Here is a 22624-nt window from a genome sequence, read left to right as displayed (position 1 = left end):
CCTTCAGCGCCCCGGCTCAGAGCAGCACGACATCGTACTGCTCCTGGGAATACATACTCTCTACCTGGAACTTGATGGTGCGCCCGATGAAGGCCTCCAGGTCGGCGACATTGCCCGACTCCTCGTCGAGCAGGCGGTCGACCACCTTCTGGTTGGCCAGCACCAGATAGCCCTCGGCCTGGTAGGCACGGGCCTCGCGCAGGATCTCGCGGAAGATCTCGTAGCAGATGGTCTCCGGCGTCTTCAGCTTGCCGCGGCCCTGGCAGGCGCTGCACGGCTCGCACAGCACCTGCTCGAGGCTCTCGCGGGTGCGCTTGCGGGTCATCTGCACCAGGCCCAGCTCGGTGATGCCGATGATGTTGGTCTTGGCGTGGTCGCGCTCCAGCTGTTTCTCCAGGGTGCGCAGCACCTGGCGCTGGTGCTCTTCATCTTCCATGTCGATGAAGTCGATGATGATGATCCCGCCGATGTTGCGCAGGCGCAGCTGGCGGGCGATCGCGGTGGCCGCCTCGAGGTTGGTCTTGAAGATGGTCTCTTCGAGGGTGCGGTGGCCGACGAAGGCTCCGGTGTTGACGTCCACCGTGGTCATCGCCTCGGCCGGGTCCACCACCAGGTAGCCGCCGGACTTGAGCGGCACCTTGCGCTCCAGGGCACGCTGAATCTCGTCCTCGACGCCGTACAGGTCGAAGATCGGCCGCTCGCCGGGATAGTGCTCCAGGCGGTCGGCGATCTCCGGCATCAGCTCGTCGACGAACTGGGTGATCTTGCCGAAGGTCTCCCGCGAGTCGATGCGGATCTTCTCGATCTTCGGGTTGACCAGGTCGCGCAGGGTACGCAGGGCCAGGGACAGGTCCTCGTAGATCACCGAGGGCGTCGGCGCGGTCTTCATCTGTGCGGCGATCTGTTCCCACAGGCGGCGCAGGTAGCGGATATCGACCAGGATCTCGTCGGCACCGGCGCCTTCCGCCGCGGTACGCAGGATGAAACCACCAACTTCCTCGATGCCTTCGGCGGCCACGCAGTCGGTCACAACCTGCTTGAGGCGCTCGCGCTCGGCCTCGTCCTCGATCTTCAGCGAGATGCCGACGTGCGCGGTGCGCGGCATGTACACCAGATAGCGCGAGGGGATGGACAGGTGGGTGGTCAGGCGCGCGCCCTTGGTGCCGATCGGGTCCTTGGTCACCTGGACTATCAGGCTCTGGCCCTCGTGGACCAGGGCGCCGATGGACTCCACCGCACTGCCTTCACGGGTGGAGATTTCCGCCGCATGGATGAACGCCGCGCGCTCCAGGCCGATGTCGATGAAGGCCGCCTGCATGCCCGGCAACACCCGCACGACCTTGCCCTTGTAGATGTTGCCGACGATGCCGCGCTTCTGGGTGCGCTCGACATGCACCTCCTGCAGCACACCGTTTTCCACCACCGCCACGCGCGACTCCATCGGCGTGATGTTGATCAGGATCTCTTCGCTCATGCGTCCTACTCTGCGCGTCGCGACTGCTGGCCAGGGGCCGCTGCCACTACTGACTATCTGTGGGCCGGCAGGTCAGACCTGCCAGCACGAAATCCCGAACTCCTCCAGCAGCTGTACGGTTTCGCACAGCGGCAGGCCGACCACGGCCGAATAACTGCCCTCGAGCTGGCTGACGAACACCGCCGCCAGCCCCTGGATACCATAGCCGCCCGCCTTGTCGCATGGCTCGCCGGTCGCCCAGTAGGCTTCCGCTTCGCCAGCGCGCAGCGCCCGAAAGCGCACGCGACTGGCCACCACCCGCGACTCGACCCTCTGCCCGGCGACCAGCGCCACGGCAGTCAGCACCTGATGCTCACGGCCGGACAGGGCGGCCAGGGTGGCCAGCGCATCGGCGCGATCCAGCGGCTTGCCGAGAATGCGCCCATCGAGCACCACGGCGGTGTCCGCACCCAGCACCACGGCATCGGCAGCAGCCGGCAACGAGGCCAGCCCGGCCAGCGCCTTTTCCCGAGCCAGGCGCTCTACATAGCGCTCGGCAGGCTCATCGGGCAAGGCCGTTTCATCAATCGAGGCGATTAGCGTGACGAAGGGCACGCCGACCTGCGCCAGCAACTCGCGCCGGCGGGGGGAACCCGAAGCCAGGTGAAGCGTGGCCATGCTGAGGTCTCCGGGTCAGGTGGGATGGCGTGTCAGCGAATGGCGAAACGCTGTTGCAGCCCACGCAGGATGGCGAACACCCAGGGCCAGAGCAAGGCGCTGATCAGCGCCGGCAGCACGAAGGCCAGGGTCGGCGGGCGGTTGCCGGTGAGGGCGTTGAGCCACAGCTGTACCAGCTGGGCGATACCGAGCACCACCAGCAGCACCAGGCTCTGCTGCCACATGGGGAACATCTGCAGGCGGCGCTGCAGCGACAGCACCAGGAAGATGATCAGGGTGAGGATCAGCGCGTTCTGCCCGAGCAGCGTGCCGAACAGCACGTCCTGCACCAGTCCCAGACACCAGGCGCTCACCATGCCGATGCGATGCGGCAGGGACAACGCCCAGTAGGACAGGAACAGGGCCACCCACAGCGGGCGGCCGACTTCCATGAACTGCGGCATGGGCGCGACGCTGAGCAGCAGTGCGAGGATCAGACTGGCCCAGATCACCCAGGCATTGCGCGCTCTGACCTGGACCATCACTGATTCTCCCGGGGTGCGGCAGGTGCCGGCGTTGCAGCGGGTTGGGCCGCCGGTGCGGCCGGAGCGGGTTGCGCCGGCGGGTTAGCAGGGGTTGCAGCGGGAGCAGGCTGCGCCGTTGCGCCATGGCTGTCGGCGGCGGCCTCACGATCGGCCGCCTCCTGTGCCTCGGCGGCCTCGGTGGCACGCTCCTCGGGGGTCCGTTCGTCGGTGAACACCAGCAGCATGTAGCGGCTGCGGTTGAGCGCCGCTGTCGGGACGGCGCGCACGATGGCGAAGGGCTGGCCGGAGTCGTGCACCACCTCGTTGACCGTGGCCACCGGGTAGCCGGCCGGGAAACGCTGGCCCATGCCGGAGCTGACCAGCAGATCGCCTTCCTTTATATCCGCCGTGTCGGCCACGTGGCGCAGCTCCAGGCGCTCCGGATTACCGGTGCCGGAGGCGATGGCGCGCAGGCCGTTGCGGTTCACCTGCACCGGGATGCTGTGGTTGGTGTCGGTGAGCAGCAGGACACGCGCGGTATAGGGCATCACCTCGACCACCTGACCCATCAGGCCACGGGCATCGAGCACCGGCTGGCCGAGGAACACGCCGTCACGCTCGCCCTTGTCGATGAGGATGCGATGGGTGAAGGGGTTGGGGTCGACGCCGATCAGCTCGGTGACCAGCACCCGCTCGTCCACCAGCGCGGCGGAGTTGAGCAGCTCGCGCAGGCGCACGTTCTGCTCGGTGAGGGTGGCCAGCTTCTGCAGGCGGCCCTGCATCAGCAGCGCCTCGGCCTTGAGCTTCTCGTTCTCCGCCGACAGTTCGCTGCGGCTGGTGAACTGCTGGGTCACGCCGTCCCACAGCGTCACCGGCAGGCGCGCCAGGCGGTAGGCCGGCTCGGTGATCACGCCGACCTGGGCGCGCAGCGGCTGGAGCACTTCGAAACGCGCATCCACCACCATCAAGACGGCCGAAAGCACGACCAGCACCAGCAGTCGTACGCCCAGCGAAGGTCCCTTGGCAAATAGCGGTTTGATGGCAGCTACTCCCGGCTGACAGCTAGAAAACACAAAGCCGGAAGGGTCACTTCCGGCTTCGGCTCACCACAGGAATCATCACTCGGTGGACAGCAGGTCCATGGAGTGGCGATCCATCATTTCCAGGGCACGGCCACCGCCACGAGCCACGCAGGTCAGCGGGTCCTCGGCGACGATCACCGGCAGGCCGGTTTCCTGGGCCAGCAGCTTGTCCAGGTCGCGCAGCAGGGCGCCACCACCGGTCAGCACCAGGCCACGCTCGGCGATGTCGGAGGCCAGCTCCGGCGGGGACTGTTCCAGGGCGCTCTTCACGGCCTGAACGATGGTCGCCAGGGACTCCTGCAGAGCCTCCAGCACTTCGTTGGAGTTCAGGGTGAAGCTGCGCGGTACGCCTTCGGCCAGGTTACGGCCACGCACGTCGACTTCGCGGACTTCGCCACCGGCGTAGGCGGTGCCGATTTCCTGCTTGATGCGCTCGGCGGTGGATTCGCCGATCAGCGAGCCGTAGTTGCGGCGCACGTAGGTGATGATGGCTTCGTCGAAGCGGTCGCCACCGACGCGTACGGATTCGGCGTAGACCACACCGTTCAGCGAGATCAGGGCGATTTCGGTAGTACCACCACCGATATCGACGACCATCGAGCCGCGAGCCTCTTCGACCGGCAGGCCGGCACCGATGGCAGCGGCCATCGGCTCTTCGATCAGGAACACTTCACGGGCACCAGCACCGAGGGCGGATTCGCGGATGGCGCGACGCTCGACCTGGGTGGATTTGCACGGCACGCAGATCAGCACGCGCGGCGACGGCTGCAGGAAGCTGTTCTCGTGAACCTTGTTGATGAAGTACTGCAGCATCTTCTCGCAGACGCTGAAGTCGGCGATCACGCCGTCCTTCATCGGACGGATGGCCGAGATGTTGCCCGGGGTACGGCCCAGCATGCGCTTGGCTTCGGTACCGACGGCGACCACGGATTTCTGGTTGCCACTGCTACGAATGGCGACCACGGACGGCTCGTTGAGGACGATGCCGCGCTCGCGGACATAGATCAGGGTATTGGCGGTGCCCAGGTCGATCGACAGATCGCTGGAAAACATGCCACGCAGTTTCTTGAACATGGGAAAGAAGCCCTAAACAGAGCGCGATGAAAAACGCTGGGTAAAAAGTGCGGCAAACTCTATCAACGAGCCGCCTTTTGGGCAAGGCGCCAGATATGCTAAATTGCCTGCTTTTCCGGGCCTTAGGGCCCAAAAATCGCGGCATCTGACCGCCACGCGCGGCATCCGTTCCCCCGCCCGTTTTCTGGAGACTCACGATGGCGCTCGAACGCTCCGACGTGGAAAAAATCGCCCATCTCGCCCGCCTGGGCCTGAACGAGGCGGAAATTCCGCAGACCACTGCCACCCTCAACAACATCCTCGGCCTGATCGACGCCATGCAGGCGGTCGACACCACCGGCATCGAGCCGCTGGCCCATCCGCTCGAGGCCACCCAGCGCCTGCGCGCCGACGTGGTGAGCGAAAAGAACCAGCGCGACGCCTACCAGGCGATTGCCCCGGCCGTCGAAAGCGGCCTGTTCCTCGTGCCGAAAGTCATCGAATAAAAGGAAAGGCCTGCTCATGCATCAACTGACCCTGGCCGAGATCGCTCGCGGCCTGAAGGACAAGACCTTCTCCTCCGTCGAGCTGACCGAGAGCCTGCTGGCGCGCATCGCCCAGCTCGACCCGCAGCTAAACAGCTTCATCACCGTCACCGAGGAGCTGGCCCGCGCCCAGGCGCAAGCCGCCGACGCCCGCCGCGCTGCCGGCGAGAATGGCGCCCTGCTCGGCGCACCGATCGGCCACAAGGACCTGTTCTGCACCAATGGCGTGCTGACCAGCTGCGGCTCGAAGATCCTTTCCGGCTTCAAGGCACCCTACGACGCCACCGTGGTCGACAAGCTGGCCGCCGCCGGCACCGTGACCCTGGGCAAGCTGAACATGGACGAGTTCGCCATGGGCTCGGCCAACGAATCCAGCCACTACGGCGCGGTTAAGAACCCCTGGGACCTGACCCGCGTACCGGGCGGCTCCTCCGGCGGTAGCGCCGCAGCCGTGGCCGCGCGCCTGCTGCCGGCCGCCACCGGCACCGACACCGGCGGCTCGATCCGCCAGCCAGCGGCGCTGACCAACCTCACCGGGATCAAGCCGACCTACGGTCGCGTCTCGCGCTGGGGCATGATCGCCTACGCCTCCAGCCTCGATCAGGGCGGCCCGCTGGCCCGCACCGCCGAGGACTGCGCCCTGCTGCTCGGCACCATGGCCGGCTTCGACCCGAAGGATTCGACCAGCGTCGACCAGCCAGTGGATGACTACCTGGCCGCCTTGCCCCAGCCGCTGGCCGGCCTGCGCATCGGCCTGCCCAAGGAATACTTCGGCGCCGGTCTAGACAGCCGCATCGCCGACGCCGTGCTGGCCGTGGTCGAGGAGCTGAAGAAGCTCGGCGCCAGCGTCAAGGAAATCAGCCTGCCGAACATGCAGCACGCGATTCCCGCCTACTACGTGATCGCGCCGGCCGAGGCCAGCTCCAACCTGTCGCGCTTCGACGGCGTGCGCTTCGGCTACCGCTGCGAGAACCCGGTCAACCTCGAAGACCTGTACAAGCGCTCGCGCGGTGAAGGCTTCGGCGCGGAAGTGAAGCGACGCATCATGGTCGGCACCTACGCCCTCTCCGCCGGCTACTACGACGCTTACTACATCAAGGCCCAGCAGATCCGCCGCCTGATCAAGAACGACTTCGTCGCCGCTTTCAATGAAGTCGACCTGATCCTCGGCCCGACCACGCCGAACCCGGCCTGGAAACTCGGCGAGAAGAGCGCCGATCCAGTCTCGGCCTACCTGGAAGACATCTACACCATCACCGCCAACCTCGCCGGCATCCCGGGCCTGTCCATGCCCGCCGGCTTCGTCGACGGCCTGCCGGTCGGCGTGCAGCTGCTCGCCCCCTACTTCCAGGAAGGTCGCCTGCTCAACGTGGCGCACCAGTACCAGCAAGTGTCCGACTGGCACACTCGCGCCCCGGCCGGATTCTGAGGAACACGCACATGCAATGGGAAACCGTGATCGGGCTTGAGATTCACGCTCAGCTCAGCACCCAATCGAAGATCTTCTCCGGCAGCGCCACCACCTTCGGCGCCGAGCCCAACACCCAGGCCAGCCTGGTCGACCTGGGCATGCCCGGCACCCTGCCGGTGCTCAACGCCGAGGCCGTGCGCATGGCCTGCCAGTTCGGCCTGGCCATCGACGCCGAAATCGCGCCGACCAACGTCTTCGCCCGCAAGAACTACTTCTACCCGGACCTGCCGAAGGGCTACCAGACCAGCCAGATGGACCACCCCATCGTCGGCAAGGGCTTCCTCGACATCACCCTGGAAGACGGCACCGTCAAGCGCATCGGCATCACCCGCGCGCACCTGGAAGAGGACGCTGGCAAGAGCCTGCACGAAGACTTCCACGGCATGAGCGGCATCGACCTGAACCGCGCTGGCACACCACTGCTGGAGATCGTCTCCGAGCCGGACATCCGTTCGGCCAAGGAAGCCGTGGCCTATGTGAAGGCCATCCACGCCCTGGTGCGCTACCTCGGCATCTGCGACGGCAACATGGCCGAAGGCTCGCTGCGCTGCGACTGCAACGTCTCGGTACGCCCGAAAGGCCAGGCCGAGTTCGGCACCCGCGCCGAGATCAAGAACGTCAACTCGTTCCGCTTCATCGAGAAGGCGATCAACCACGAGGTGCAGCGCCAGATCGAGCTGATCGAGGACGGCGGCAAGGTGGTGCAGGAAACCCGCCTGTACGACCCGAACAAGGACCAGACGCGCTCCATGCGCAGCAAGGAAGAAGCCAACGACTACCGTTACTTCCCCTGCCCGGACCTGCTGCCGGTGGTGATCGAGCGCAGCTTCCTCGATGACCTGCGCAGCCAGCTGCCAGAACTGCCGCCGCAGAAGCGCGAGCGCTTCGAGAGCCAGTTCGGCCTGTCCACCTACGACGCCAGCGTATTGAGCGCGAGCCGCGAGCTGGCCGACTACTTCGAGGCCGTCGAGAAGACCTGTGGCGACGCCAAGCTGGCCGCCAACTGGGTGATGGGCGAACTGTCCAGCCTGCTCAACGCCGGAAACCTTTCGATCGAGCAGTCGCCGGTTTCCGCCCAGCACCTGGGCGAGATGATCCTGCGCCTGAAGGACGGCACCATCAACGGCAAGGCCGCGAAGACCGTGTTCGCCGCCATGGCCGAAGGTGAAGGCTCGCCAGACGAGATCATCAAGGCCAAGGACCTGGTGCAGAACACCGACAGCGGCGCCGTCGAGAAGCTGCTCGACGACGTACTGGCAGCCAACGCCGAGCAGGTCGAGCAGTACCGCGCCAGTGATGAGGCCAAGCGCGGCAAGATGTTCGGCTTCTTCGTCGGCCAGGCGATGAAGGCCGCCAAGGGCAAGGCCAACCCCGGCCAGGTGAACGAACTGCTCAAGAAAAAGCTCGAAAGCTAAGAGCACAACGACGCCGGGGAAACCCGGCGTTGTTCTCTCCGGGAGCCGCCATGCGCAAGATTGCGACTTTCCTTCTGCCGCTGATGCTGCTGGCCGGTTGTGCCGGCCAGCCCGTAACCCCGCGCCCGAGTGCGCCAGCCGCGCCGCCCGAGCCGCAGGCGGCGCCGGTGATCAGTGAGCCGAGCAAACCCGTCGCCAAGCCCCAGGCGAAGCCAGGCTACGTCGCCAAGGGCAAAGCCTCCTACTATGCCGCGCGCCATCACGGCCGCCGCACGGCCAGCGGCGAACGCCTGAGCAACCACGACCTGACCGCGGCCCACCGCGAACTGCCCTTCGGCACCCGGGTCAAGGTCACCAACCTGAGCAACGGCCGCTCGGTGGTGGTACGCATCACCGACCGCGGACCGCATACCCGCGGCCGCCTGATCGACCTGTCGCAGGCCGCCGCCAAGCAACTGGACATGCTGCGCGCCGGTGTCGCCCAGGTACGCATCGAGACTGTGGATAACTGACGGAGCCTTCCATGAGTGACAACGCCAAAGCCGGCGAGCAGGTTCGCCGCGAAGTGATGGGCGACGCCTTCGTCGACCGCGCGCTGAACAACGCCACCGAGTTCAGCCAGCCGCTGCAGGAGTTCGTCAATGAACACGCCTGGGGCGGGGTCTGGACCCGCGGCGTGCTGGAGCGCAAGACCCGCAGCCTGATCACCCTCGCCGCGCTGACCGCGCTGAAGTGCCCGCAAGAGCTGAAGGGCCACGTACGCGGTGCACTGAACAATGGCTGCAGCGTGGAAGAAATCCGCGAGGCGCTGCTGCACTGCGCCATCTATGCCGGCGTGCCGGCGGCCATCGACGCCTTCCGCGCCGCGCAGGAAGTAATCGATGCCTGGCAGGCGCCTCAGGGATAACTGAAGCGCTTCACCAGCGTCAGCTCGCCCGGCGCACGCATCGGGATCAGGAAAGACTCCTGCTTCTCGTTGGCCGTGCCCTCCTCGCTGATCAGCGTCACCTGGGCGGTGGTCAGCTCCTGGGCCGGGTTGCCGCCATCGCCGTAACCGCCGCCGTAATAGTTGACGTAGACCAGGTACTCGCCCTTGAGCGGGGTCGGCGAGGCGATCATCTCCGGGCCGAAACCGCCGGTCACGTCCACATCCAGCGCCGCGCCGTTGGCCAGGGCGCGCTCGCCATACCAGGCGTGGCCGCCATCGGGTGTTACCAGGTGCAGGTCGAGGTCGGTGTTGTCGCTGTCCCACGACAGCACCACCCGCAGCCGCGCCGGCGTCTCGCCGCTGCCGCCGTTGTAGAACTGCACGCGACGCACCTGCTGACCATCGGGGCTGCGCACCTCGACATTGTTGCTGCCGGCCGGGAACACGAACGGCCGGTCGAAGCCGCCCTCCTCCTGCACCTTGAGCGGCATGCTGATGCCATTGACCACCAGGCGCGCCGGCGCGCCGCTGGGTGCCTTGTCGGTGGCGCTGATCTGCCCGCGGATACGTGCGCTGTCGCCCTGGTAGGGCGCGCTGTTCACCGCCGAGGCCGGGTAGTTGACCTCCTGCATGAAGTGCGCGCCCTCGTCCGAGCCGGTACGCCAGCCGGCGCGCGGCGTATCCAGAGTGATCCCGGCGAATGCGCCGAGCGGCATGGCGCAGGCCAGGAAGGCGACGGGGTAGAAACGATGATTCATGGCTGAGCTTCCAGCAGCAGATGGCGGGCGAGGCCCTCGATATAGGTTTCATCCTGGCCGCTCGGATGGGCGTCGAAAGCCAGGTGCAGGTATTCGTGGGTCAGGTCGAGGCGATCCTGCAGCGACTGCAGGCCACGCACGTAGATGCGCCGACGCTCGCGATCGACATGCGGATTGCCGCTGTACAGGCGGCACACGGCGAACTCGGCGGTCTCGGCGTAGCCCGGCTCGCTGTCCAGCAGCTCGCGCCAGCTGCGGCGCTGTTTGTGCAGCCAGTCCTCAGCGGCCGGCAGCGGATGGCAGGCGGCCACCGGCCGATCCCAACGGCTCAGGCTTGCACGCGGAAAGGCACGGGCGAGGATGGCGTCGTAGCGCAGACCGGCCTGCGCCTGCTCGACGGCCTGGCTCCAGGCCAGGCGATTCGCGCCAGGCTGGTCGGCGTGATAGGTGACGGGGCTGCCGGCCAGCACCAGGTCGGCGGTCCAGGCAGCGATCTCACGCGCGGCGGCACTGGCCGGGCGCGGCGCCATGCGCTGCTGGGCGCTGCTGTCGCGGATCGCCAGGCACTCGCCACGGCGTTCACCGTTCTGCAGCAGATAGCTGCGGATGCTCACCGCCAGGGCCTTGGCCGCCTCGGCCGGCTGCGCCGTCGCCTCGCGATCCAGTACCCGCGCCACGTATTCCTCGCGACTCAGGCGCGCCACCAGCCGCGGTTGTTCGCCAGCGAGCAGGAACAGCTCACCCTGGCTCTCGATCTCCAGGGCGTTGCCATTGGCGAACGCCACCCGGTAGTGCCCACGCAATGCGCCGGACTGATTCACCGCCCCGCCATCCGCGCGACTGAGCGCGCGCAGCGGATAGCGGTCGAACAGCGCCACCTCGACGCAGCCGCCCGGCTCCGCTGGCCATGGCGCCGGCAGTACCTTGCCGAGGGCTTCGGCATGGTGCTTGAGCACGCCCTGACTGGTACCAGACCCACCAGCCCAGAGCGGCGTGCCGTCGGCCAGCCAGCCGGCAAAACCACCCTGGCGCGCCAGGGCGTCGCCATCGGCCAGCCAGCTCCAGGTCTTCACCCGCAGGCGGCTGCCGAGCGGGCCAAGCAGAGAGCCGTCGGCGGCGCTCACCGATACGTCGAGCAGCACGCGGTGCGCTTCGGCCTGGGCCGGCAGCGTTGCCAGGCTGTCGAGCAGCTCGCCTACCGCCACCCGGCGCTGCGGCTGCAGGCCGTCGAGATCGAGCAGCCAGTTCGGCGCACGGCGCGCCTGCCAGTAGTCGCGCCACTCACCGGCCTGCAGGCCGAGGCGCTGCGGCGCGAAATACAGGCCGCAGGAGCGCACCAGAGCCTGGTCGCGGTCGATACGCTCACCGGCCTTGCAGCAGTACACCTCCTCGCGATCCTGACCGGTGCAGGCGTAGCCCGGATCAGGCAGGCCGCGGTCGACCTGGTAGGCGTAGACGAACAGCTTCCACAGGCTGCCCAGCGGCGCCTCCAGGCTCGCCGGCAGCGGCTCGCGGGAAAGCAACTGCTGCTCGTCCAGGCGCAGCAACTCGGCGCCCTGCGGCGCGTGCCAGGCCAGCTGCAACGGCGCCGGTCCAGCCGACGCCAGCAGCGGCGGCAACAGCGCCAGCCAGGCGAGTGCGCGCATCCTTACTCGACCTTCAGCTCGGCCAGTGCCGGCTTCTGCTCGAAGGCCTGGGCCTGCGGGTCATACATGCGCGAGTAGCGCGCCGGTGGCAGGTGGAACTCGCCTTTCTGCGAGAAGCGCACCAGGTGACGCAGCACCAGCTTGCCCTGCAGGCTGTCCACCGGCACCGCGTAGAGCAGCTGGCCCGGCTCGTGACGGGCCTTCTCCAGCGGCGCCGCCTCTTCCGAATCCAGACCGCTGACCTGCAGGCCCCAGGTGGTGCGCTCGACATCCGCGCCCGGCGGCAGCGGCACTTCCAGCAGGCCGTAGCGGCGCGGCGTCTCGGCCTCGCTCTCCAGGGTGATCTCGTCGAGATACAGCTGGTCGCCGGAGATCGGGCCATCGCCCACCTCTTCGGCGCTGAAGCTGAATGCCGCCTCACCCGGCACCAGGCGCAGCAGGCGACGACTGACCTTCACCTGCAGCGGCCCGCTCGGCGGCGTGGCGGCGCTGTCGTAGCTGACCGCCGCAACCAGCGGGCTGCCCAGCTCGGCCGGCAGTTCCAGGGCGCTCGGCGGCTGGCTGCCCTGCCACTGCCACCAGGTCTCGCCGCTGGCGCCTTCGCGAGCCTGCCAGCCGGCACCGGGTTGCGGTACGGCAACCGCCGGGGCATCGCCCAGGCGACGCTGCAGCCAGGTCAGCGCCAGGGCGCGCTCCAGGGTGGCCTGGGCCGGAGTCAGACGCTGCAGCAGCGCGTTGATCTGCAGCGGATCGACCGGACCGCGGGACAGGCGCACCGCCTCGGCGAACGGATGGGTGCTAGCCGCGACGCGCTCGCGTGCAGCTGCCAGGCCGACGGCGAAGCGCGGCGGCAGGCCGATCTTGCTGCCGGCCATATCGGCGGCCAGCACGCGGGCCAGGTCGAGGCCCTGGCGCGAGTCAGGGTAGGCCATCACCAGGCTGGTCTCGCCGGCGTCGTCCAGCGTCACGTCCTCGCCTTCGGCGGCGTCGGCCAGGTCGTCGAGCAGGCCCTTGAGCAGGGTCTCGGTGGGCAGCTGCATCTCGCGGGCGAAACCGAGGATCAGCGCGCGCTGCAGCAACGGCACGGCCGGCGCCTGCTGGGCGTAGATGTCCAACACACGTTGCCAGTGCTCCGGTGGCAGCTCGACAGCCAGGGCACGGCTGGCATGCCAGTCGGCGTAGTAGGCGTAGGCGGTAAGGAAGGCATCGGGATTCTCGCCCTCGCCCCACCAGGTGAAGGTCGCTTCCGGGCCGGCCATCTGCACCAGGCGCAGGCGGCTGTTCTGCATGATCAGGCGCAGGCGTTCGCCGATGCGCGCCTCCCCCTTGGCCAGCGTCGGGTAGGCCAGGCTCAGCGGCAGCAGGCGACTGGAGGTCTGCTCGACGCAGCCGTAGGGGTATTCCAGCAGGTCGTCGAGGGCCGAGCGGAACAGCGCCTGGGTGCCGTCACCGAGGCGCAGGCGGATGTTGCCAGCGTCCGCCGGCAGGCTCAGCGGGTTGCTGCCCGGGTTGAGCGCCATGTTCTGCACATGCAGGCGCTGCCAGCCTTCGCCGGCGACGCGCAGGCCGACGACCAGGGCGTCGATCGGCTTGCCGTCCTGCACCAGCTCGGCAGTCAGCTCGCCGGCGGCCAGGGCCGTCGGTGGCAGGGACAGGTAGTTGGCGCCACGCGCCAGCTCCACCTTCTGCCGCTGTTCCTGGCCGGCGAAGCGGGTGACCAGCTCGGCCTCGGTCTCCTCCTCGCCCTGGTTGAAGGCGAACAGGCCCAGTTGCGGTTTGTCGCCGTCACGGAACAGGGTCGGCCCGCTCCACTTCAGGTACAGCGGCTTCTCGGAACGGATGAACTGCTTCTTCTGCCCTACTTCGCCGCCGTCGTTGACCGCACGCACGGTGATGCGCCAGCGGGTCAGCGAGTCGGGCATGCGGAAGCTGAAGCGCGCCTTGCCGTCAGCATCGGTGACCAGGTCCGGCTGCCAGGCAGCGGTATCGACTTCCTCGCGGCGCGGCCGCTCCAGCACCTTGACCCCACGCTCGCTGCGGTTGGCCCGCCCCGGCGCGGTGGCGTCGCCCGGCAGGGCCACGTCGTAGCTGATGAACGACAGGCTGGCGCTGGTGCGCACGTTGTTGCGTCGCGGGTGGTAGAAGAACTGGTCGATGCCCGGGGCGATCTCCGGCTGCAGGGCGTAGATCATCTCGTCCACCACGCTCACGGTCAGGCGGCTGGCGGCCGGCTGGCCCTTGAACAGGGTGGCGAGGTCGACGGTGACCGTCTCGCCCGGTGCGTAGAGCTCCTTGTCGGTGCTCACAGCGATCTCAATCTGCGCCTTGGCCACCTTGATCCCGGCGTTCTGGAAGCTGTAGTCGCCGCCCTTGGTGTAGAGCACCGAGAAGGTCAGGTTGGGCGCGAAGTGGTCGTCTACCGGGATGCGCGCGCGGTACTGGGTGTCGTTGAGCTTCTCCAGCTTGAGCCAGTCGCCGCCGCTGGACAGCAGCGCGGTGGCCTCGACCTTGTCGCGCTCCAGGCTCAGCAGTGCATCACCCACTGGCTCGGGGAAGGTGATCAGCGCCAGGGCCTCGTCGCCCGGCTGGTACTGCTCGCGGTCGAACACCATCTCGACGGTGCCGGCAACCGCCTTCAGCCCGCTGCCGCTGACCGAATGACCGGTGGCGCCGAGGATCAGGCCGTGTTCGTCCTTGAGGGTGATGTTGTAGGTGCCGGGATGTTCGAAGCTCAGGCTGAAGCCCTGCTCGTCCTCGCCCAGGCTGTCGCTGTGCTTGCTCTGATCTTCCAGGCGTATCCACTCGTAGCTGGCCGGCTTGAGTTCGGTCGGCTGCTCGCTGCGGTAGCTGAACTGCACGGCCTCGCCGGCCGCGCTGAAGCGCTGCGGCGCTTCCAGGCGGTAACGGGCGGCGCCGCGTTCGATGAGAATTTCCTTGCTGGTCTTGACCCGGTAAGCGGCGCCATCACTGGCGAACACGGTCAGCAGGTAGCGGCTGGGCTTGTCGGCGGCTGGCAGCTCGAAGGCAGCGCGGCCCTTGTCATCGGTGGCCAGTTCGCTGCTGGAGAGTTCCACCGGGAACTGCCCGAGGTACTGCAGCTCGTTGTCGATCATCGACAGCTGCTGGGCGCGCAGGCTCAGCTGCAAGCGCGCGCTCTTCACCGGCTTGCCGTCCGGGTAGAGCAGCACCAGGTTGCCGGTGACCTTGTCGCCGGTGCGGAAGTCCGGCTTGGCCAGGTCGAGGGCGATCTCGAAGTGCGGCTTGATGTAGTCGGCGACGCGGAAGGCGCTGCTGTACAGCTGGTCGCGATAGAGGAAGCGCAGTTCGTATCCACCGGCCACGGCGTTGTCCGGCAGCTGGAAGCGGCCCTGGGTGCCGGCCTGGGTATCCAGATTGAGGTCGAGGGTCTGCAGGGTGGTGCCGTTGGCGTCGAGCACCGCCAGCTTGATCGGCGCGGCCTCGGCAGCCTTGGAGTCACGCGCGCTGGTGAACTCGCGGCCGACGATCTTCACTTCGACCCAGTCGCCGGGGCGGTACAGCGGGCGATCGGTGAAGGCGTAAAGCTTGGTGTCATAGATCTCGCTGTCGTAATAGAAGTTTTCCGAGACGAACACGCCGCCCTCGGCGTCCTCGCCAAGCAGGTAGGAGCGCTCCGGGCTGGCGTGCTGCAGGCGCAGCAGGCCCTGGCCGTCGGTGCTGCCGCTACGCATCACGCCCAGGCCGTCGGTCCATAGCACCTTGGCGCCGGCCACGGCGCTGCCTTCATGCTTGCGTGCGGTCCACACCAGCAGCTCCTGGCCGGCGATCTTGCTCACCGCCACGGTGTTGGAGACGAACAGCACGGTGGTGGCGCGGTACTTGCCGACCAGCGCCTCGACCAGGTACAGGCCGGGCTTGAGCTTGCCCAGCGGGATATAGACGTTGCCCGGGTTGACGGTGACGAAGGAGCTGGACGAGCCAGCCAGCTCGACGCCCTTGGGCGGCTGGATGGCCTTGGCGTCCCACAGCGGGTAGCGGAACTGGGTCACCAGCGGCACGCCTTTCATCGGCGCATACTGCGGCTGGGCCTCGAAGGGGGTCGGCGCCTTGATCGCGTCGCCCATCTTCAGCTCCGGCGCTTCCTCGGTCACCTGCACCCGCGACTCGTAGGAGAAGGCCCGCTGCATCACCCGACGCGACTTGCGGTACCAGTTGTCCCACAGGTAGGCCAGGGTGTTGGACAGCCCCTCGCCCTTGTACTGCCCCTCGGCTACCACCCGGTGCAGGTTCTTCTGCCGCTTGAGGAACTCCAGCGGCTGCTCGATGCGGTACACGCGCACGTCCACGCCGCCGTAGGGTTCCATCATGTAGCGACGGTAGTCGCGGCCCGGCGCCTCCAGGCGCACCTTGGCCACCTCGTCGCTGGCGAAGCTGCTGTCGGCCAGGAGGAAGAACGACTGCCCCGCCACCGGCGTGTAGCCGCTGGGCTCGACGCTGTCGTCGGCCTGGGCGGCCAATGGCAGCACGACGGCCAGCAGGGCCGTGGCGGCGAGACGCAGCAGGTGCATGGGCCGGCTCTTCATCGAACGAGTCATCGGCTGAGAAAATGCAGCCGGTAGACGCCAATGAAGTTGGGGTTGGATGCGTCGGGAATCCATCGGGTGTCCTTCCATGTCATCAGTTGCTGCAGGCTCACGGAGCGCATGCCGTTGTCGGTCGGGGTGGTAGTGCCGGTGTGGTAGACGATGTTGCGGCCCATCCAGATCATCAGGTGCTGGTCGTCGCCCTGATCGAAGAAGATCAGGTCGCCGGGGCGCGCCTGGTTGAGGTCGCGGCCCACCAGGGTGCTGTTGAACTGGATCAGCTTGATCGCGTTGACGTAGGGGCCGAGCTTGCCGCCGCCCTGCTGCCACTGCTGGGCCAGGCCGCGCTGGGCCTCGCTCAGCTGCGGTTCCGGCGGCAGGTAGCGATTGCTCAGGCCGTTGGCGTGCAGCCACTTGGCGTCGTGGACCTTGAGCGCCTCGTTGGCGGCGAAACGCACCAGGCCGGCACAGTCCTGCTGGTGCCAGCGCGGGCTGGGACCCTGGCGCAGCTGCTCCTGGGCGATGCGCACGAACCAGGCGCGGAACACCTGGGACTGCTGCACGTCCAGCGCCGGCGCCTGCTCGATGGCGAGCGCCGGCCCGCCCAGGGCGAGCAGCAACGCGCCGATAAGCAATCGTTTCACAGGGCGCGCCATTGCAGGGGCAGCCATTGCCAGGCCTCGTCAGCCTCGGCGTCGGCCGGCAGGCTGAGGGCGTATTTGCCATGGCCGGACAGCGAACGCAGCTTGGGCAGCAGGTTGGCCTGGGCCGCGTTGCGGAACACCGGTTCGATGTCTTCCGGCAGGCTGTCCAGGGTCTCGCGCTCGAGCAGCGCGGCCAGGCTGTCCGGCGCCAGGTAGGCCGGCACCAGGGCATTTTCCGGCAGCACTTCGGCCAGCGGCGGGAAGCGCTTGTCGAGGGTCTGCAGCGCCTTGTCGAGCAGGCGGTCGTCCAGCGAGAACAGCAGAGTCGAGCCGTGGCGCGCCAGACCGATGCGGAAGAAGCCGCGCGAGGCCAGGGCGTCTGGCTGTGCAGCCAGGTCCGCCGGGTACTGGCCGAAGTTGGAGCCGACCTGGCGCTGCCACTTGTGCAGGTCACCCTGGGCGCTGTCCTGCACCGGGAAGCTGCCGCCCTCGGCGTAGGGCTCCCAAGCACCGATCAGGCTGTCGAACAGTTTGCCCAGCTCGGCGTCAGTCTGCGCGCCGGGCTTGTCCTTGAGGGTGCCGACCAGCAGTGGCGAGTGCAGACGCGAATCCGGGTACCAGCACAGGCCGGCGCTGCCGCTGAGCTGGCCGGCCAGTTCGGCGGCAGCCTTGGGCTCGGCGCCGACCTTGGTCAGCAGGCGCTCCGGCAGGCCGGGGGCCACCGGCAGCGCCACGCAGGCGCTGGCGCCCATGGGCATGGCGCGCCACACCGGGGCGAAGTCGAAGGCGCCTTGGCCCTCCACCTCGTCGAGGGCCAGGAAGCTGCCCCAGCCCTTGTCGTTCAGCTCGAAGCGCAGGCCGGCGAAGGCCGGCAGGAAGCGCCGGTAGCCCAGGGCGAGGAAGTCCGCGCCAAGGGTGACGCGCTGCTGCAGCGCGCCGCGCTCGGCCAGGCCGAAGCGCTCGGGGAACGGATGGTGGCCGGCCAGCAGGGCCTCGGCGGCCTCCACCGAGACCTTGGCCATGCTCGGCGCCGGCGGCTCGGTCGGGATCACCTCGCCGTTCTCATCGGTGGCGACCGCCGCTTCGGGGTCCACGGCGGGCACCTCGACATCATCGTCCGCCGCCTCGGGCTCGGGGACCGGGCCGAACAGCATGTCGGCGCTGGACATCAGCAGCAGCTGGTCGCCGTGCGAGGCGAACAGGATCGAGCGGTCGCCGTTGTAGCGCAGGCTGTAGAAAGGTACCGATTCGCCATCGACGAGGAACTCGCCGGCCTGGCTCAGCTGGGTGTCGTCCAGCGCCACCTTGGCCAGCGGCTCCAGCACCTTGGCCAGGCCACCGCGCTGGATCAGCACCACGAAGTGGCGCAGGCGGCCACCGGCGTCGCGCCACAGGGCCACTTCAGCCGGCTGGTCGAGCAGTTCGTCGAGCAGGTTGTCGCGCAGCTGCAGGTCATGCTCGTAGATGATGCGGCGCAGGCTGCCGGTCAGGCCGAGGCGGTCGGCGTTGTTCTCGTAGTAGAACACCAGGTCCTCGGTGAGGGTGTCGCGCAGCAGCGGCACCTTGAGCACGTCCTTGGGCAGGCGGCCCAGCGAGGCGCTCTCGATCAGTACGTCCGGGCGCGCCAGGTCGAGGCCCAGATGGTTGGCCTCGACCAGCTGGCGCTCGCCCTGCGGCTCGTACTTCAGCCAGGCGAACAGGCCGGCGGCCGTCACCGGCAGGGCCACGGCCAGGCCCAGCAGCAGCGGGCGCCAGCGGCGCGGGCCCGGCTTGGCAATGGACTCGACGGGAGTGGTGTTCTCGCTCATAGGTAAAGACTCCGCAGGAGCGTTCAGTAGTTGAAGGACTTCACCGGCAGCAATTCGCCGATGGTGCGCAGCGGCACGACGAAGGTCTCGCGCCGCTCGTTGACGGTGTTCTCGTTGAACACCAGGCTGATCTGCGAGGTGATCACCTCGTTCTGGTTGCTGCCGGCCTGGAAGTTGTAGCCCTGGCTGCCCAGGTTGCCCCAGTAGTTGACGTACACCAGATAGGTGCCGTGCAGCGGCGCGGTCATCGTGAACATCTCCGGCCCGGGGCCGTCGACGCTGTCCACATCGAGGCCGCCGCCGTTGCTCATCACCGGGTCGGCCCAGAAGGCGTGCTGGCCGTCGGGGGTGATCACGTGCAGGTCGAGCTCGGCCTTGGGATCGTCCCAGCCGAGGACGATGCGTACCCGCGCCGGGGTCTTCAGGTTGTTGGCTTCATAGAACTGCACGCGACGCAGCGGCTTGCCGTCGGCGCGCAGCTCGACGCTGTTGGAGCCGGCGCCGAAGTTGTAGGGGCGGACGAAGCGGCCTTCGGCGTCGGTATACAGTGGGAGAGGATTGCCGTTGACCGCCAGGGTGTGCGGCTGGCGCAGGCCCTGAGTGCCTTCGAGCTTGCCGGCGATCAGGCTGCGGCCACGCTGGCCGCCACGATCGATGGGCGGCGTCGGGTAGGCGACGCGGGCGTCGGCAGAACGGTCCAGCAGGCCGTCATGACGCCAGCCGCCGGTGGGACCTTCCAGATTGGCAGAGGGGTCTGCGATGGCGACAGACGCGGGGAGCGTCATGAGTGCCAACAGCTGCAGCAGGGTGCGCATGATTAATCCTTTAACGGCGCGAGGCAGATAGGCTAGCGGGCCGCCCCTTGCCAGGCAATCGGCGCAGTGACCGGCCGTCCGGAGATTGGCGGCGGATCACATTTAAGTCTGGATCCAGCCACCCCACTGCAGCACGAACAGGCCAATGTTGGTGGTGACCACCGCCAGCAACGTGGTGATGACGATGATCGCTGCCGCCAGTTCGTGGTTGCCGCCGGAGGCGCGGGCCATCACGTAGCTGGCCGCCGCCGTCGGGCTGGCGAAGAACAGGAAGAGGATCGCCAGCTCGGCATTGCGGAAACCCACGAAGAAGGCGCCGGTGGTGCCGAGGATCGGCAGCCAGAGCATCTTCATCAGGCTCGCCCCTACGGCCACCGCACCACTGGCACGCAGCGAGGCCAGCGAAAGGGTGCCGCCGATGCAGATCAGCGCCATCGGCAGGGTCAGCTGCGCCAGGTACTCGCCCGAGGTGGTCAGCCAGGCCGGCAGGCGTACCTGCCAGTAGGCGAAGGGAATGGCCGCCAGCACGCCGAGGATCAGCGGGTTGCCGAGCACCCCCTTGAGGATGCTCCAGGGGCTGGCCTTGGAGTTGGGGTTGTACACCTCCAGCACGATCACCGAGAGGGTGTTGTAGCTGAGGATCACCACCCCGCCGAGGATGCCGCCGAGCGACAGGCCGTAGTCGCCATACAGGCTGGTGGCCAGGGCCAGGCCGACGATGCCGTTGTTGCCGCGGAACGCGCCCTGCACGTAGATGCCACGGTCGACCTGCGGCACGCGCAGGATGGCCCAGCCCCAGGCCAGCAGGAAACCGAGCACGGTGGCCAGCAGGAAGTAGCCGAGCAGTGCCGGCTGCAGCGCGGCGTTGAGGTCGGCATGCAGGATGGCGAGGAACAGCATGACCGGCATGCTGACGTTGAACACCAGCGCCGAGGCGGTGTTGATGAAGTGGGTGTCGATCAACCCGAGGCGCTTGAGCGCCACGCCGAGGAACAGCATGGAGAACACCGGCGCGGTGATGGCGAGGGTCTGCTGGAAGACGGCAAGCATGGCGGGCCCGACTACATGGTTAGGAGGCTAATGATAGCCGCTCCAGTCGGGAAATTGCTTTCTACAGGCTTTCAGCGGGGCAAATAGCCCCGCCGGAGTCTGGCTTCAGAGCCTGCTCAAAGGCTCGTGAGCTAGAGCCAAACGGTGGAGGAAATAGTCGAGGGTGCGGAGTTTACGAGTAGTAAATGAGCAACCCGAGGCTGTTTCCAACGCCGTTTGGCCGACGCGCAGCAGGCTTTGAACAGGCTCTCAGCGCCGAACCGGGCGCTTCTGCAGCTTGCGCTGCAGGGTGCGCCGATGCATGCCGAGGGCACGGGCGGTGGCGGAGATGTTGCCATCGTGCTCGGCCAGCACGCGCTGGATGTGCTCCCACTGCAGGCGGTCCACCGACATCGGGTTTTCCGGCACCAGGGTGGTGAGGTCGGCATGCTCGGAGAGCAGTGCGGTGAGCACGTCGTCGGCGTCGGCCGGCTTGCACAGGTAGTTGGTGGCGCCACGCTTGATCGCCTCCACCGCAGTGGCGATGCTCGAGTAGCCGGTGAGGATCACCACGCGCATCTCGGCGTCCAGCTCTAGCAGCTTGGGCAGCAGCACCAGGCCGGAGTCGCCCTCCATCTTCAGGTCGAGCACGGCGTAGTCGGGCAGGTCGTCCTTGGCCAGCACCAGGCCCTCTTCCGCCGAGTTGGCCACGCTCACGCGCAGGCCGCGGCGCTCCATGGCACGGGCCATGACACGGGTGAAGGTGGGATCGTCGTCCACCAGCAGCAGGTGTGGCTGTTCTTCCTGCTCGTTGAGCTGTTCGTCAGACATGTTGGGCTCCCTTGGCCAGCCTGGGCAGACGCAGTTCCGTCAGCGTACCGCCCTCTTCATGGTTGTAGAGTTTCACCGAACCGCCGGCCCGCGTCACGCTGGCCTGGCTGAGGAACAGGCCGAGGCCGAAACCCTTGCCCTTGGTGGTGAAGAACGGCCGGCCGATCTGCTCGGCGATGGCCAGCGGCACGCCGGCACCGTGGTCACGGATGCCCAGATCGATCCACTGTTCGTCCCAGTCGAGACGAATGTCGAGCTTGTCCGGGCAGGCGTCGGCGGCGTTGTTGAGCAGGTTGAGCAGGGCCTGGGTCAGGTCGGCCGGCGGCTGCAGGCGCGGCACCGCGCCGGAACCCAGGCACTGGAAGCGGTAGGTGGCCTCAGGGCGCATCAGATGCCAGCGGTTGAGGGTCGCCTCCAGCCACTGCACCACGGTCTGTTCATCCACAGCCTGGCGGCGCTCCGCCTCGGCGGCGCGCACCAGCTGCTGCAGGGTGTCCTTGCACAGCTTGACCTGCTCCTGCAGCAGGGCCAGGTCGTCCTGCAGCGCCGGCTTGTCGCGATATTCCTGGCGCAGCTCCTTGAGCAGCACGCTCATGGTCGCCAGCGGCGTGCCCAGTTCATGCGCGGCGCCAGCGGCCTGGGTAGCCACGGCCAGCAGCTGCTGATCGCGCATGCCTTCCTCGCGACGCAGCGCCTGCAGCTCGTCCTGACGGCGCAGAGCGCCGGCCATCTTGACCACGAAGAAGGTGATGAAGGCCGCCGACAGGGCGAAGTTCAGCCACATGCCGAACAGGTGCAGGCTGATCAGCATGGCCTCGTGCTGCACGTTGTTCAGGTGCAGCGGGTGGTACCAGATCAGCAGTGCCGTGTAGCCGGTCAGCGCCAGCCCGGCTAGGAACATCGAGTAGAACCAGGGCAGGGTCGCCGCGGCGATGGTCAGCGGCACCAGGTAATAGGAAACGAACGGGTTGGTCGAGCCACCGGAGAAGTACAGCAGCAGGCTGTGGATCACCAGGTCGCAGGCCAGCTGCACCGTGTACTCCAGCTCCGTGACCGGCCAGGGGCCGCGCAGGCGCAGGGCGGTGAGCAGGCACAGGCCGAGCGACACGCCGAGGGTGATGCACAGCGGCAACCAGGGCAGCGGCAGCAGGTCCGACAGATAGGCGATGCCCACCGAGCCGGCCTGGGCGGCCAGCACCAGCAGGCGGATCAGCGTCAGGCGCCAAAGGTTCTGGCGGCTGGCGGAGAGCAATTGGACGGGGGCGTACATGGAAGTCTGTGGCATGCCGCGAGTATAACCAGAGGTCCGGGGTGACCGTCTGCATGCGGCAACGCGACGCAGCGCGCAAACATGCGGCAACAATGGCCGCGAAAAATCTGCGAACCAGGCTTAACCCGAATAG

General features: G+C 67.6%; 19 protein-coding genes. 5 read left to right on the top strand and 14 right to left on the bottom strand.

What is annotated here, in order from left to right; all coding sequences use genetic code 11:
- Positions 1-16: 16 nt before the first annotated feature.
- The 5 genes from rng to mreB all read right to left on the bottom strand — a co-directional run bounded on the left by rng (position 17) and on the right by mreB (position 4790).
- A complete protein-coding gene (gene rng / locus PTT45_RS21720) occupies positions 17-1474 on the bottom strand; it encodes a ribonuclease G (RefSeq protein WP_273816077.1) in 1458 nt (485 codons plus the stop codon).
- A 72-nt stretch (positions 1475-1546) separates the two neighbouring features.
- On the bottom strand, positions 1547-2131 hold the full coding sequence (locus tag PTT45_RS21715) for a Maf family protein (RefSeq protein ID WP_273816076.1): 585 nt from the start codon (positions 2129-2131) through the stop codon (positions 1547-1549).
- Positions 2132-2163: 32 nt separating this feature from the next.
- Positions 2164-2652 (bottom strand): rod shape-determining protein MreD, encoded by a 489-nt coding sequence (gene mreD, locus PTT45_RS21710; protein WP_273816075.1) that lies wholly within the window; start codon positions 2650-2652, stop codon positions 2164-2166.
- On the bottom strand, positions 2652-3626 hold the full coding sequence (gene mreC / locus PTT45_RS21705) for a rod shape-determining protein MreC (protein ID WP_443218226.1): 975 nt from the start codon (positions 3624-3626) through the stop codon (positions 2652-2654). The genes mreD and mreC overlap by 1 nt, the downstream gene beginning before the upstream one ends.
- Before the next feature lie 126 nt (positions 3627-3752).
- The gene (gene mreB / locus PTT45_RS21700; RefSeq protein ID WP_043309161.1) at positions 3753-4790 is read right to left on the bottom strand and encodes a rod shape-determining protein MreB; all 1038 of its coding nucleotides are present in this window, start codon (positions 4788-4790) and stop codon (positions 3753-3755) included.
- Between the two features lie 197 nt (positions 4791-4987).
- Here mreB and gatC point away from each other — a divergent pair, with 197 nt between their 5' ends.
- Genes gatC through PTT45_RS21675 form a run of 5 tightly spaced genes read left to right on the top strand, consistent with a single transcriptional unit; the run spans position 4988 to position 9107 of the window.
- Complete coding sequence (gene gatC, locus PTT45_RS21695; RefSeq protein ID WP_273816074.1) at positions 4988-5275, top strand: Asp-tRNA(Asn)/Glu-tRNA(Gln) amidotransferase subunit GatC; 288 nt, start codon at positions 4988-4990, stop codon at positions 5273-5275.
- A gap of 16 nt (positions 5276-5291) precedes the next feature.
- Positions 5292-6743: an Asp-tRNA(Asn)/Glu-tRNA(Gln) amidotransferase subunit GatA gene (gatA, locus tag PTT45_RS21690; protein ID WP_273816073.1), complete on the top strand. Its 1452-nt coding sequence runs from the start codon at positions 5292-5294 to the stop codon at positions 6741-6743.
- Between the two features lie 11 nt (positions 6744-6754).
- On the top strand, positions 6755-8200 hold the full coding sequence (gene gatB / locus PTT45_RS21685; protein ID WP_273816072.1) for an Asp-tRNA(Asn)/Glu-tRNA(Gln) amidotransferase subunit GatB: 1446 nt from the start codon (positions 6755-6757) through the stop codon (positions 8198-8200).
- 50 nt (positions 8201-8250) lie between these two features.
- A complete protein-coding gene (locus PTT45_RS21680) occupies positions 8251-8712 on the top strand; it encodes a septal ring lytic transglycosylase RlpA family protein (RefSeq protein ID WP_273816071.1) in 462 nt (153 codons plus the stop codon).
- Positions 8713-8723: 11 nt separating this feature from the next.
- Positions 8724-9107, top strand: coding sequence for a carboxymuconolactone decarboxylase family protein (locus PTT45_RS21675; protein ID WP_273816070.1), 384 nt, complete (start codon positions 8724-8726; stop codon positions 9105-9107).
- Here the strand turns inward: PTT45_RS21675 and PTT45_RS21670 are convergent.
- The 9 genes from PTT45_RS21670 to PTT45_RS21630 form a co-directional block, all read right to left on the bottom strand.
- On the bottom strand, positions 9098-9886 hold the full coding sequence (locus PTT45_RS21670; RefSeq protein ID WP_273816069.1) for a YfaP family protein: 789 nt from the start codon (positions 9884-9886) through the stop codon (positions 9098-9100). The genes PTT45_RS21675 and PTT45_RS21670 overlap by 10 nt on opposite strands.
- Positions 9883-11532, bottom strand: a complete 1650-nt coding sequence (locus tag PTT45_RS21665) for a DUF2300 domain-containing protein (RefSeq protein WP_273816068.1) — start codon at positions 11530-11532, stop codon at positions 9883-9885. The genes PTT45_RS21670 and PTT45_RS21665 overlap by 4 nt, the downstream gene beginning before the upstream one ends.
- 2 nt (positions 11533-11534) lie before the next feature.
- On the bottom strand, positions 11535-16079 hold the full coding sequence (locus PTT45_RS21660) for an alpha-2-macroglobulin family protein (protein WP_273816067.1): 4545 nt from the start codon (positions 16077-16079) through the stop codon (positions 11535-11537).
- A 23-nt stretch (positions 16080-16102) separates the two neighbouring features.
- Positions 16103-16738 carry a DUF1175 domain-containing protein gene (locus PTT45_RS21655; RefSeq protein ID WP_443218225.1) on the bottom strand — a complete coding sequence of 212 codons (636 nt, stop codon included), beginning with the start codon at positions 16736-16738 and terminating at the stop codon, positions 16103-16105.
- Positions 16735-18546: a DUF2138 domain-containing protein gene (locus PTT45_RS21650; RefSeq protein ID WP_273816066.1), complete on the bottom strand. Its 1812-nt coding sequence runs from the start codon at positions 18544-18546 to the stop codon at positions 16735-16737. Before PTT45_RS21650 ends, PTT45_RS21655 begins: the two co-directional genes overlap by 4 nt.
- Before the next feature lie 23 nt (positions 18547-18569).
- Positions 18570-19361 (bottom strand): YfaP family protein, encoded by a 792-nt coding sequence (locus PTT45_RS21645; RefSeq protein ID WP_273816065.1) that lies wholly within the window; start codon positions 19359-19361, stop codon positions 18570-18572.
- Positions 19362-19463: 102 nt separating this feature from the next.
- Positions 19464-20411: an AEC family transporter gene (locus PTT45_RS21640; protein ID WP_273816064.1), complete on the bottom strand. Its 948-nt coding sequence runs from the start codon at positions 20409-20411 to the stop codon at positions 19464-19466.
- A 249-nt stretch (positions 20412-20660) separates the two neighbouring features.
- A complete protein-coding gene (locus PTT45_RS21635) occupies positions 20661-21221 on the bottom strand; it encodes a response regulator transcription factor (protein WP_043309174.1) in 561 nt (186 codons plus the stop codon).
- Positions 21214-22491, bottom strand: a complete 1278-nt coding sequence (locus PTT45_RS21630) for an ATP-binding protein (RefSeq protein WP_273816063.1) — start codon at positions 22489-22491, stop codon at positions 21214-21216. The genes PTT45_RS21635 and PTT45_RS21630 overlap by 8 nt, the downstream gene beginning before the upstream one ends.
- Positions 22492-22624: the final 133 nt, after the last annotated feature.

The organism is Pseudomonas sp. Gutcm_11s (assembly GCF_028649395.1).
In the GTDB taxonomy this organism is placed as follows: Bacteria; Pseudomonadota; Gammaproteobacteria; order Pseudomonadales; family Pseudomonadaceae; genus Aquipseudomonas.
Note: the sequence above shows the minus strand (reverse complement) of the source record. Positions and strands in the feature narration are given on the sequence as shown.